Origin of the sequence: Burkholderia sp. 4NA327C6, assembly GCF_005502655.1 — a bacterium.
GTDB classification, from domain to species: Bacteria; Pseudomonadota; Gammaproteobacteria; order Burkholderiales; family Burkholderiaceae; genus Burkholderia; species Burkholderia contaminans.
On record NZ_SCNZ01000019.1, the window covers coordinates 46,985 to 59,016 of the forward strand.

Annotated in this window: 9 protein-coding genes; all 9 read left to right on the forward strand. The window is 64.1% G+C overall.

Annotated elements, in window-relative coordinates; translation table 11 throughout:
* Nucleotides 1-48: 48 nt before the first annotated feature.
* The 9 genes from FFS49_RS20270 to FFS49_RS20310 all read left to right on the forward strand — a co-directional run bounded on the left by FFS49_RS20270 (nucleotide 49) and on the right by FFS49_RS20310 (nucleotide 12,016).
* Nucleotides 49-546, forward strand: coding sequence for a hypothetical protein (locus FFS49_RS20270; protein WP_224755632.1), 498 nt, complete (start codon nucleotides 49-51; stop codon nucleotides 544-546).
* A 331-nt stretch (nucleotides 547-877) separates the two neighbouring features.
* On the forward strand, nucleotides 878-3,721 hold the full coding sequence (vgrG, locus tag FFS49_RS20275; protein ID WP_105818418.1) for a type VI secretion system Vgr family protein: 2,844 nt from the start codon (nucleotides 878-880) through the stop codon (nucleotides 3,719-3,721).
* A gap of 2 nt (nucleotides 3,722-3,723) precedes the next feature.
* The gene (locus FFS49_RS20280; protein ID WP_105818419.1) at nucleotides 3,724-4,629 is read left to right on the forward strand and encodes a DUF4123 domain-containing protein; all 906 of its coding nucleotides are present in this window, start codon (nucleotides 3,724-3,726) and stop codon (nucleotides 4,627-4,629) included.
* Nucleotides 4,629-7,307 (forward strand): T6SS effector BTH_I2691 family protein, encoded by a 2,679-nt coding sequence (locus FFS49_RS20285; protein ID WP_105818420.1) that lies wholly within the window; start codon nucleotides 4,629-4,631, stop codon nucleotides 7,305-7,307. The genes FFS49_RS20280 and FFS49_RS20285 overlap by 1 nt, the downstream gene beginning before the upstream one ends.
* 5 nt (nucleotides 7,308-7,312) lie before the next feature.
* A complete protein-coding gene (locus FFS49_RS20290; protein WP_105818421.1) occupies nucleotides 7,313-8,389 on the forward strand; it encodes a DUF6708 domain-containing protein in 1,077 nt (358 codons plus the stop codon).
* 485 nt (nucleotides 8,390-8,874) lie between these two features.
* Complete coding sequence (locus tag FFS49_RS42630) at nucleotides 8,875-9,564, forward strand: hypothetical protein (RefSeq protein WP_224755631.1); 690 nt, start codon at nucleotides 8,875-8,877, stop codon at nucleotides 9,562-9,564.
* Between the two features lie 74 nt (nucleotides 9,565-9,638).
* Nucleotides 9,639-10,583, forward strand: coding sequence for an SDR family oxidoreductase (locus FFS49_RS20300; RefSeq protein WP_105818422.1), 945 nt, complete (start codon nucleotides 9,639-9,641; stop codon nucleotides 10,581-10,583).
* Nucleotides 10,584-10,711: 128 nt separating this feature from the next.
* Nucleotides 10,712-11,116 (forward strand): extradiol dioxygenase, encoded by a 405-nt coding sequence (locus FFS49_RS20305; RefSeq protein ID WP_105818423.1) that lies wholly within the window; start codon nucleotides 10,712-10,714, stop codon nucleotides 11,114-11,116.
* Between the two features lie 189 nt (nucleotides 11,117-11,305).
* Nucleotides 11,306-12,016 carry an SDR family oxidoreductase gene (locus FFS49_RS20310; protein WP_105818424.1) on the forward strand — a complete coding sequence of 237 codons (711 nt, stop codon included), beginning with the start codon at nucleotides 11,306-11,308 and terminating at the stop codon, nucleotides 12,014-12,016.
* The last annotated feature ends 16 nt before the right edge of the window (nucleotides 12,017-12,032 follow it).

A 12,032-nucleotide genomic window follows, 5' to 3' on the forward strand; every position in this document is an offset into this window, starting at 1 on the left:
CCTGATTGATTCGAATGGCGTCGATGCGGCCACGGATGGGTTCGGAGCATGATGAACATATTGCGAAGCTGCGCAATGGCGGGCGTGTCCTGCTGCCTGCTCGCCTCCCGTGCAGACGCGATGTCGCATGGTCCTGTCCGTCTGGTCATCAGGCAGGTCGAGGGAAAGCCGGCTGCTTGCCTGCCCATGCGTGACGATACCGGCTCGGAGCCGATCCAGATCCGTGGGGTCGGTGTGACGAGACAAACCGGCCCGGTCAGTCCCGTTGTCACGTATTGGGCGCTGGAGGTTCCGGAGCGTGCGCCACTGGTTTATCTGAAGCGAGGCGAGTGTCTCGTCTATGGCCAGACCTTGGCCGGGGCGGTTGTGCGTGCGGCGCCGAGGGCGCTGGACATCAACAAGTTCTACAGCATCTCGATCTTACCGGGGGGGGACTATGGCCCGGTGTACGGCTCGGCGTTTTGCGTGATCCGGCAAGCGGGGGGCGGTGTCCGCATTGCGACGACGGGGCAGGAAGGGAACCCGTGCACGCCGGCAGGACACTGAGCGGTGCAATGGGCTCCGAGTCGTGGCGTACCGGCCGCGGATGATGACGTGGCCACGGTTGTGCCGGGCGCCGTAGCCGGGCGTTGATCATGGTGATGTCGAGCCACCGCGAGTGCTCGATCATTCCGGGCGGGGATGCCGGCCCGGTTTATGGCGCTGCGTTCTGTGCGCTCAAGCAGGCAGGTGGAGGTGTGCATATCGCAGTGCCCGAGCGTGAGCTGAATCCATGTGCCGGCGCTCACTGACCGGCTTGCGGGAGCGGGCAGTCGTACGTTGGCCACGACACGAAGCGTAGCGAACCGCGCCCGTCACATCTGAGGCAAACCCATTCATGTCGACAAATATGGACGTTCTGAAAAAACTCGCTGGAGACTGGTCGCAGTACGACCGCTTTCTCTGGGTCACCACGCCGCTGGGTCCGAACGCGCTGGTCGCCGAGAGTCTGCTCGGGTGGGAGGCGGTCGATCACGGCGGTTACCGGTTCCAGTTGACGGCCTTGTCCGGGAACGAGGCGTTGCCGCTGGAGCGCCTGATCGGTGCGACGATCCTGATCGAATGGCGGGCGCGTGAAGGCAGCGACGTCCGCCGTCCCGTTCACGGTCACATCATTGCGGCAGAGCGGATCGGCTACAACGGCGGGCTGGCCCGTTTTCGTCTCGAGGTCGAGCCGTGGCTCTCGGTGCTCCGCCAGCGCGTCGATCACTACAATTTCCTGAACGCCAGCGTGCTCGACATCAGCGAGCAGATTTTCGGCTATCACACCGCGGGCGCCGTGGTGCCAGCGTGGCGCTGGGCGCTGGGTGATCCCGCCCGATACCGCAAGCGCAGCCTCACCACCCAGGCCGGCGAATCCGACTTCGATTTCCTGCAGCGGCTGTGGGCCGAAGAGGGCATCTTCTATTGGTTCGAGCATGCCGGTGACGCACATGCGTCCAGCCTCGGCAAGCACACGCTCGTGCTCGCCGACTCGAACCAGTCATTCACGCCGGACAAGCCGGAGGTCATCGGCTACCACCAGACGAGCGACGGCGATCCGGCGGGCAGCATCCAGCATTTCATGACCGCGCGTCGCTGGCGCATCGGCAGGGTCGCACGCGCCAGCTGGGATCACCGCACGTTGTCGACCCGGTTGACCGGCGCGCAGGCCGATCGCGTCGCGATGGCAGGCGAAGACCGTGACGTCGCCGGCCCTTATGCGTTCCAGACCGCGGCACTCGGCGACCAGCGCGCGCGCCAGCAACTCGACGCACAACGCGTCGCCGCGTCGTGCAGCGAAGGGCGTAGCACCTGCATGGCGCTGCATCCGGGCATGCGTTTTGCGATCAGCGGGCATCCGGCGCTGAGGGCGTCGGATGCGTTCGTGTGCCTGCGCGTTCAGCACCGCGTGCGCGCCAACGTCGATGCGGATGTTCACGCCACGATCGCACAGACGCTCGGCGACATACCGCCGATGCTGGATGCCGACGTGAACGAATACGGCATGGCGCATGCGCTGCATGCCGCGCTCGGAAGCGGGACGCACGATGGTGCGCCGCTGGTGAGCAACGAAGCGGTCTATGCGAACAGCTTCGTCGCGCTGCCGGCCGCACAGACGTACCGGCCGCTGATCGAAGGGGGGCACGGTGCGCGTTCGCATCCCGTGGCGGCCGTACAGGGCGCGCAAACGGCGATCGTCGTGGGCGCGGGCGATCCAGTTCACACCGATCGCGATCACCGGGTCCGGATCCAGCACCATGCGCAGCGCGGTCCGAAGGCGGCGAGTCTCGTGGATCACCCGCACGTGGCCAACGCGCCAGGCGACCGGAATGCCGGCACATGGACACGCGTGCTGACGCCGGTCGGCGGTGACAACTGGGGCGGCGTGAGCGTGCCCCGTGTCGGGCAGGAGGTGTGGACCGAATGGCTCGAAGGGCAACCCGACCGGCCGGTGGTGGTGGGTTCGCTGTACAACGGCCAGGGCAACGCCGATGCGCAGCACAACGCGCAAGCAGGCGGTCCGGCCAGCAGTACCGGAAACGCGGCCGCGTGGTTCGCAGGCAACGGCCACCCCGCGGCATTGACGGGCATCAAGACGCAGGACCTGAAACTGAGCCAGCAAGGAACCGGCGGGTATCGCCAGTTCCTGATCGACGACACGGCCGGCGAGGCGAGCGCGCGTCTTTATACGACGGACCACAACAGCGGGTTGACGCTGGGTCATCTCAAGCAGATCCAGGACAACCAGCGGCAGGCCGATCGCGGGTATGGCATCGAGTTGACGACCGACGCGGCTGCCGCGTTGCGCGGCGGCTCGGGCATGCTGGTCAGCGCAGCGCGTGACGTCAGCCAGATGGATGCGAGCGCGTCGCGCGAGGTGCTGACACAGAACCGCCAGCTGCTCGACGGTCTTGCAGAAGCGGCGCGTGCGCAAGGTGCCGAGCCGGCACAGCCCGCCGCGAGCGTCGGCGCCGGGCAGGATGACACGGATCATGCAGCGGGGCCTGGCACGTTGACGCAATTGGCTGCCGTGACCGGATTGCAGCAGAGCGAGCAGGCGCTCGCCGCGACGCGCGACGGCCGAACGTCCGCCCAGGCCGGCGGTGGCAGCGGCAGTGCGGCGGCATGGTCGCGTCCGCATGTCGTCGCACACGGCGCGGACGGTCTCGCCGCCGTGACGCCCGGCAGCCAGGTCTGGGTGTCGGGGACGGAGACGGTGCTGAGTGCAGGCCAGGATCTGCAATGGACGGCCAAGGGCAAGACAACCCTGGCGGCGACGCACGGCATCGCGTTCTATACACAGGGCAACGCCGCGGGCGAGCGGCCGGTCGCCGGGCAAGGCATCGCGTTGCACGCGGCCTCCGGGGCGGTGTGCCTGCAGGCACAGAATGCGGGCACGCTTGGCGCGGCCGCGCAGCAGGCGGTCGTCTTGTCGAGCAGCCAGGGCGCGGCGAACCTGCAGGCACCGAAGCGTCTGCTGCTGAATGCCGCGAAGGCGTACCTGAAGATGGACGGCGGCAATATCGAGGTCGGCGCGCCGGGGCGGGTGGAGTTCAAGTCGGCGCAGCGCGAACTGACAGGGCCGCGAGGCGCGGGCGGGCAAACCTCGCTGGGCAGCAGCAGCGCGAAGGATTGCCAGTTGCGCCTGTCGGGCGCGGCCGCGAGCCACGACAGTGTCGTCATGCTGCCGGCGGGCTGACGATGGAACGCATCGACTTCGACCGCCACGCGCTCGATGCGCGCCACTTCCTGCTGCTCGACCCGCTGCAGGGTGAAGAGGACGCGATGCTGTCGTGGCAAGACTTCCCGTTGCGTGCGCTGGCGCCGCCGGGATTCGATGCGCAGTCGCGGCAGTTGCCGTTTCTGCTGGCCTGGCAGGATTTGAGCGACACGCGGCGCACGCAGGCGTTGCGCTTGCTGACTGATCGCGACGAGGCGATCGCCGCATCGCCGTGCGTCGGGCTGCTGCAATCCGACGCGGTGTCGGCCTATGTGCGCGCGCATCTGCGGCAATTGCTCGTGCCGCATTTCCCGGACGGCGCGCGCGGCGTGTTCCGCTTCTACGACCCGGTTGTGTTCCTGCATCTGGGCTGGATGCTCGATGCCGGCCAGCGGTCGGTGCTGTTCGGCCCGGTGTCGGTCTGGATGTTTCCGTCGGGTGGCGCGTGGTTCGCGCAATCGACGCCGTCGCAAGGAACGCATTACGTGCGGTTCGCGCCGGGCGAGGCGGTGTGGCGTCGCATCGCGCGGATCGGTACGGTGCACGCCGCGCTGGAAACCGAGGCCGCGTGGCGTGCCGAGCCGGCACTGTACGGGCCGCAGGTCGAAGCGTGGCTCGTCAGGGCAGAAGCGCATGGCCTGAGCGAGCGCGACGACGTCGTGGCGTTTGCACGGCACGGAATGTTGAAACATCCAGGATTCGATACGCACCCCGAAGTCATTGCGATGTTGCAGCAATGCGCGGGGCACCCCACCCGTTACCGGCGTCTGACGTCGCTCTGGCGCGATGACGACTGGCAGGCCATCGTTCGGGATCTCGAGCGAGCGGCCGATGCAAGACGTGTTGCGCCGGCGAATACCGATCACTCGACGCAAGGAGCGAGTTGATGACGACACCCTGCCCCTTCTGTGAAAAGAAAGGCCTGCCGATCCTGCCGATCCGCTATGGCATCGCGCCGACGAAGACGTTCGGGAGCTACAGGGTCACGCACCAGCCGCCCGACGCGACTGCGCTGCTCGGGCCTGCGGAGGTGCCGCTGAACGTCAGCGAAACCGTCTATACGGGGCGCACGTTGCGCCCGGGCTACCTGTACCTGTACTACGAGACGCACGCTTACTGGGAAGCGTACGCCGTCGATGAATCGGGAATCCTGTCGATCGTGCCGCTCGTCGACGACAAGCCGCCTGGTGGTGACCGATTCCACGAGAGCTGCAAGCGCGATGCGACCAAGCTGGCCAATGCGTCGGTGGTCACGATCCAGGATCCCGCCAGCGCGGGCAAGGTATGGTTCGGGTTTTCCGACGCGTGGTGGACCAAGGCGATTCGCGACAATAATGTGAAATTGTCCGCGGACAAGCGCAGCAAATTCATGCGTCTCGTCGATATCGGCGCCTGGTACGACCACGGCCAGCCTGGGGCGCCGCAACCCGCTCACGCGTTCCAGATTTACCAGGTCGACATGATCGTTGCCGAATATGCGATGAAGCTCGTGGACGAGGTCAGCGCGTTGCGGTGGAGCCCGTTCCTGTGCCGCGACATCCTGTCCGCCACGACGCTCAAGACGGTATGCGACGGGTTGGCGCCCGCGAAGGGGCTGGTGCTGGCGCTCCAGGATCCGGCCGGCATCGCGCAGGAAATTCCGGCGTACATGAACGCGCGATGGGAGGGGTTCTCGGAACAGTGGAAACGGCCGACCGACCTGGATACCAACCTGACGAACCTGCAGGCTGCGGTCGAACGTCAGGCCGAGATGGATCTGTACAACAGCCGGGTCCGGAAATCGCAGGAGGATTACAACGAGTTGGTCAATAGCGGCGGGACGGCTTTTCTGCTGGAAAGCTATCGCAAGCAAATGCAGCCGCTGCTCGACGAGGCCAGGAAAGTGAAATTCACGGCGGCCGACCTCGAGCACGCGCGCAATGAGGCATGGGGCAAGTACCACAAGCTGATCAATCCCAACCTGCGAAAGACATATCGGCAGCAGTACGCAAAGGCGTCCGAGGAATACGACAACCGGATCATGCGGCCGCTCGCGGAAGCCCACGTGGCATGGATGCGAAGCGCCGGGATGACGACGGTGTTCGATTACCACTTCGACGCGAAGGACATCAATACGGGGGTCGGCTTTACCGCGTTGTTTGCGGCGTGCGTGATGGGGACGGGCGGTTATGGACCGTGCGTGAAGCTCTATGACGAATGGCTGCATGGCGGCATGGCGGCTCACAACCTGATATGGCGATCGCTGTTCTTCAACCATCCCGAGCTGAAGGCTCATGCCGCAGAGGTCAGCGGGGGCGCGCAGAAGAATGACGGCAAGACGGCCGATGCGGCCAACAATCTGCCGAACCCCGGAAAATGGTCGAAGCTGTTTTCGCTGTACAAGACCGTGATCAGCAAGCTCAAGATGGCGGGGGAAAACGCGTACAAGACGATCGACAGCAAGAATACGCTGCCGGAACTGATCGTGGAGCTCGGGCCGCGGATGGTGGCCGTGATCAAGGAACGCAACCCGGCGTCCGAAGATTTGAAGACGGTACTGGGGATGCACGCAGGCATGCCGGTGCAGCGGTTGCAGGTGGTGGGCACGCGGCGCGACGTGTTCAGCGCGATGCACCAGGCGCTGGAAACCCTGCAACCGGCCGCGAGCGGTCCGGACAAGGCCGATCGGGCGATGATCGTGCAGGCACGGATGGCCATCCTGGAGGAGGAGGCGAAGAAGGCCGGGTACAGCCTCGACGAGGAAGTCAGGTCGTGGAACCTGCTGCTGGACGCCAGCGAGGCCGACAAGGACGCGTTGTATCGGTTGCCTTCCGAAGCCCAGGGCAAGCTCGCGGCCGACCGGGTGCTGTCGCTCGGGAAGGCGCCGGGCGCGGAGGTGGTCACGAAGGTCTCGGTAAACAGCTATATGGGCACGGTGCTGCGCTATGCGCGATCTCCCGGCATGCTCGCGTCGGTGTCGTTGGTGTTTTCGACGCTGGGGTGGGCGAATGCCGAGGATGCGATGGGCAAGGCGCTGAAGAGCGAAGAGGGGCGTGTGGCGTGGGCGTTCAGGTCGGCGACCGTCGGTCTGGTGAGCGGCATGCTGGATCTGGTCAGCACGGGTATCAAGTCGGCCGGCGTGCGGCGATTGCCGTTGCTGGGACCGGTGGCGAAGAGTTTGGGGGGTGGTTTTCTGCGCTTTATAAAGATGGGCGGCGCTGGTGCGGGTGCTGTGGTGATGTGGATTGCGGTGGGTATAGATGCCGTTAGCGCTTGGGAGGCGGTCAAAAACAAAGAGTTCGGGATGCTTTCCCTGTATGCCGTCCGAGGCGGCCTGGAGATCGCACTCGGCGTGTCGTTGACGCGAGTTTGGATCGTTGCAATCATCAGTGGCGCTGAGGTGGAGGCGTTGGGGCCGCCAGCATGGATTGCGACAGCGATTGTCCTGGTTCTCAGCGTGGCGATCGACCTTTTCAAGGATCCGCCAACCTTGACGTGGACGCGAAATTGCATGTGGGGGCCGGCCAATAGCTATCAGGACGGTCCGGAGGAGCAAGACAACTTCCAGAAAGCAACAACGGGATAGGCTGTATGAGCGATGAATCGTCGATGAAGGCCTACTGGGGCCAGTTGTTTGACAAGCGCTATTGGCGAGAAGTGGTCATTGGCTTGCCACCGAGGGATCCTTGGGCACCGACGGCGGAGATGCTTGCTTACGTCCTCAATAAAGCAAAGCCCGCGAAAGTAGATTGCCAACCGGATTCGCTGGACATGGTAGTCGTACGCAACGGAACCTACATGGAAGTCGCCGACAGTCAATATGCGCGGCGTGGTTTCGGTGGAATGGTGTTTTCATTGTTTGAATTGCCAACTGTTGCCTTCTTGGCTATTCCTTTTTATGGCTTTGCAAATTACGGAGCGACACTTCCTCTGGTTTTGGCCTCCTTGCTGATTTTTCTATTGTTCATCCCCTTGTTTGTTTGGGTGGGATATCAGTGGAAGCACGACATGTTGGGCTATACCTACAAACCGATTCGGCTGGTGCGATCGACACGTACAGTTCACGTGTTCCAGCACAGCGGCCCTGGCGGCACGTGGTCGCTCGATTGGGACAAGTTGGTGTTTTGCTTGAAGAAGAGCGGGTTGAACTGGGGCGTGCTCGGCTATTTGCCGGACGAGAACGGTCAGGTGACGAAGGCTTTCTATCTCGGCAACGTCATGCCGGTCCACCCGGGCGGTATGCGGGCGGATGAACCATTGCTCGCACACTGGGAATACTTTCGTCGTTATATGGAGGAAGGCCCGGCTGGCTTGCCTGTTCCGGAATTTCTGCTGCCTATCGAGAATTGCCGTGAGCCGTTCCTTTATGGTGCGCGGCGACTGTGGCAGATGTTCGGGCCGTTCGCGATAGTGTTTGCTCCGCTCACAACGCTGGCAGCCTTGTTTCGTTGGTTGGCCATGCGAATGAGTCGCCTGCCACGCTGGCCGAAAGAGGTGGAGGTGCAATGCCAGGTGTCACCGGATGATGCAACCGTGCAGCCCAAGAAGAAAGCGACGGACAACAGCGTCGGCGTCGCGATGGGTGTCGTGCTGATGCTGGCGCTGGACGTCGTGTTGTTCTGGTTGCTGTTTACGCGCGTGTTCGAAATCGACCGGCTTTTTACTTGAAGCTCCTGAGCTCCGAGAAGCATCGCTGATCAAGCGAATCAGAGCACGGGTACCGAGATGAGCGACGACGCGTCGGCAAAGGCCTACTGGGGCCAACTGTTCAGCAAGCGCTATTGGCGCGAGGTGGTGATCGGCTTGCCGCCAAAGGAACCTTGGGCGCCGACGGCCGACATGCTTGCGTACCCGCTCGATAAGAGGCGGCCAACGTCCATCAAAGGTGAGCCGGTATCGCTGGAGATGGTAGTGGGTCGCAACGAATCCTATATGGAACTAGCAGATGGAAACTATATGCGGCGTGGCTTTGGCGGGATGGTTTATACGCTGATGGCGTCGCCAATCCTGGTTATTTCATATGCTGCATTGATTGACGTTATTTTTAATTTCAAGACTATCGATAATTTGATGGCAGCAGTATCGGCTGCGATTTTTGCGTGCGCGATCGGGACACCTTTGGTTATCCTGATTGGTTATCACTGGAGCAGGATATGTGGGATTACACCTACAAGCCGATCCGGCTGGTGCGGTCCACGCGCAAGGTCCATGTGTTCCGGCACAACGGCCCTGGCGGGGTGTGGTCGCTGGATTGGGACAAGATGGTGTTCTGCTTGAAGAAGGGCGGAGTGAACTGGGGCGTGCTCGGCTATCTGCCGGACGCGAACGGGCAAGTGACGCATGCGTTCTATCTGGGCGCCGTGATGCCGGTTCACCCGAAGGGTATCGGGCCGGACGAACCGTTGCTTGCGCATTGGGAATACTTCCGTCGTTACATGGAGGAAGGCCCGGCGAGCGTGTCGGCTCCGGATGTGTTTCTGCCCATCGAAAACCGACGCGAACCGTTTCTTTATGGGGTGTACCGCCTGTGGCAGATGTTCGGCCCGTTCGCGGTGCTGTTCGCGCCGGTCACGACGCTGGCGGGTCTGTTCCGCTGGCTGGCCATGCGAATGAGTCGCCTGCCGCGCTGGCCGGAAGAAGTGGCCGCCAATGCCAGGTGTCACCGGACGATGCCCCCATGCAGCCCAGGAAGAATGCCTATAGCCGTATATCGGTTGCGATGGGGACGGTGGCGATGCTCGCACTCGATGCGGTGTTGCTGTGGCTGCTGTTCATGCAGGTGTTCGGCGTCGATCGCTTCTTTGCGCACATTTCCTGAGATGGCAGGCACGCAGCCGACGTAGCAGGGGAGTCGACATCGGGTGCCTGTTCTTGTATAGATTGGAGGATCCCCGTTCTCCTTTCATAGATCGTTACCGTGCCGCACTCGACCGTCCTCCTCATCGGCGCCTCCGGCCTCCTCGGCCGCGCGGTTGCCGCATCCCTGGCGCGTGAATCGTCGCTGAACCTCGTCGCAACGATCCGGAACCCGCAAGGCGCAAGCGCAAAACGCCTGGCGCTGCCCCCGGAAAACCTCGCCGAACTCGACGTCCTCGACGAGCCGGCCCTCGAACACCTCTTCGCCACCTGCCGACCGGCCGCCGTGATCATCTGCGCGGCCGAGCGCCGCCCGGATGTCTGCGAACGCGATCCCGCGGCCGCACGCGCCATCAACGTCACGGCCCAGGCCCGCATCGGCGTGCTCGCCGCGCGCTACGGCGCATGGACGCTCGGCATCTCCACCGACTACGTCTTCGACGGCAAGGCGGCCCCGTACCGCGAAGACGCCGCGCCGAACCCGTTGAACATCTACGGTCGCACGAAGCTGGAAGGCGAGGCGGCGCTGCTCGCCGCGTCGCCGCTGTCGTGCGTGTTGCGCCTGCCGCTGCTCTTCGGCCCGATCGTCGACTGGAGCGAATCGGCCGTCACGAGCCTCGTGCCGGCGATCGTCGCTTCCGCTCGGCCGGGCGCCGACGCGGTCGGCATGGACGCATGGGCGATCCGTTACCCGACGTATACGCCGGATGTCGCGGACGTCATCCGCGACCTCATGCTGCGCCATCTCGCGGGCGCGTCGATCACGGGCCTTCGTCACTGGTCGGGCGAGGAGCCGATGACGAAGTACGACATTGCGCAGCGGATCGCGGCCGCGCTCGGCATCGAAGCCGCGCTCAAGCGAATCGACCAGCCGACCGACGCGACACCGCGCCCATATGACTGCCACCTGGACGCATCGCGCGTGCGCGCCGCCGGGATCGACCACGCGACGCCGTTCGATGCCGCGCTACGCGCCGTGCTGCGAGATGCGCCGCAGGGGCTATAGGATCGGGCGCCCGTCGCGGCCCCCACCTTCTTGTCGCCATTGAAGATCATTCAATGGCGAAGCCAATTATCAAGACCGACCGACGTGCGACAGAATGCGTACCAGGCTTTCCAGCATGGACACGAAGCATGCATTTCGACCACGCCACCATCGTTACCGATGACATTGACGGTACACGCCGCTTTTTCGATGAGGTCGTCGGTCTCGATACCGGGCCTCGACCGCCGTTCAGGGTCGACGGCTATTGGTTGTACCTCGATAGCCGCCCGATGATTCATGTCACGCGCGCAACGCTGCCTGCGCGCGAAGGCCGCAGCACGCCGCGCATCGATCACATTGCGCTTCGCGTCGACACGCACCGCGAATGGGCGACGTTGATCGATCGACTGTCCAGCAGGCGGATCGACTACTCGTTGAGCGAAGTACCGTTGTCCAACGAGCTGCAGTTGTTCGTGTCCATTGCGCCGGGGGTTTCCGTCGAATTCGTGACGACGCTCGGTGCCGACAAGCGGTACGGGATTCCGAACGGATGACCGGATCTGCCGAATCGTCTTGCGAAACACATGGCGCTTGCCGACTTCGCCGGCGACAGGCCGCGACAGCGGCGATTCGGCACGGGCGGCCGACAACCCTTGGCCGCAAGCGGTATTCAGAACATTTGACGCGTGCGACGGGCACTGCTTCACGCTCGGGAACACGCTTTTGATCGGAGGAAACGAGCGATGCAATTCGATGGACAAAACGTGCTGGTGGTTGGCGGAAGTTCCGGGATCGGCGAAGCGGCCGCGCGGGCCTTTGCGGCGGGCGGGGCGAGCGTGACGATCGCGTCGCGCGACGCGGCCAGGCTGGCGGCGAGCGCAGCGAGGATCGGTCACGGCGTGCGAACCGGTGTGATGGACACGACCGACGACACCAGCGTACGTGCATTTTTCGATTCGACGGGCGAATTCGACCACGTTGTCGTGTCGGCCGCGCAGACACCCACGGGTCCGATGCGTGGTCTCGCGCTCGCCGATGCGTACGCGGCGATGGACAGCAAGTTCTGGGGAGCCTATCGCGTCGCGCGGGCCGTACGTATTCGACAGGGCGGGTCGCTGACGTTCGTGTCGGGCTTCCTGAGCGTGCGGCCGAGCAAGACCTCGGTCCTGCAAGGCGCGATCAACGCGGCGCTTGAATCGCTGGCGCGCGGGCTTGCGCTCGAGCTGTCGCCCGTGCGGGTGAATACGGTATCCCCGGGCCTGATCGCGACGCCGCTCTGGTCGAAGCTCGATGCGCAGGCGCGGGACAGGATGTACGAAGGCGCTGCGGCGCGCTTGCCGGCCGGCCGTGTCGGTCAACCCGAGGACGTTGCGAACGCCGTGCTCTACCTCGCGTCGACCCCGTACGCGACCGGCTCGACGGTGCTGGTCGACGGTGGCGGTGCGATCGCGTAGCGGCCCGGTCGGTTGA

Excerpts from the sequence above, each read along its gene's own strand:
- FFS49_RS20270 (WP_224755632.1), top strand. The coding sequence starts at position 49 with ATGATGAACATATTGCGAAGCTGCGCAATGGCGGGCGTGTCCTGCTGC.
- vgrG (WP_105818418.1), top strand. The coding sequence starts at position 878 with ATGTCGACAAATATGGACGTTCTGAAAAAACTCGCTGGAGACTGGTCG.
- FFS49_RS20280 (WP_105818419.1), top strand. The coding sequence starts at position 3,724 with ATGGAACGCATCGACTTCGACCGCCACGCGCTCGATGCGCGCCACTTC.
- FFS49_RS20285 (WP_105818420.1), top strand. The coding sequence starts at position 4,629 with ATGACGACACCCTGCCCCTTCTGTGAAAAGAAAGGCCTGCCGATCCTG.
- FFS49_RS20290 (WP_105818421.1), top strand. The coding sequence starts at position 7,313 with ATGAGCGATGAATCGTCGATGAAGGCCTACTGGGGCCAGTTGTTTGAC.
- FFS49_RS42630 (WP_224755631.1), top strand. The coding sequence starts at position 8,875 with ATGTGGGATTACACCTACAAGCCGATCCGGCTGGTGCGGTCCACGCGC.
- FFS49_RS20305 (WP_105818423.1), top strand. The coding sequence starts at position 10,712 with ATGCATTTCGACCACGCCACCATCGTTACCGATGACATTGACGGTACA.
- FFS49_RS20310 (WP_105818424.1), top strand. The coding sequence starts at position 11,306 with ATGCAATTCGATGGACAAAACGTGCTGGTGGTTGGCGGAAGTTCCGGG.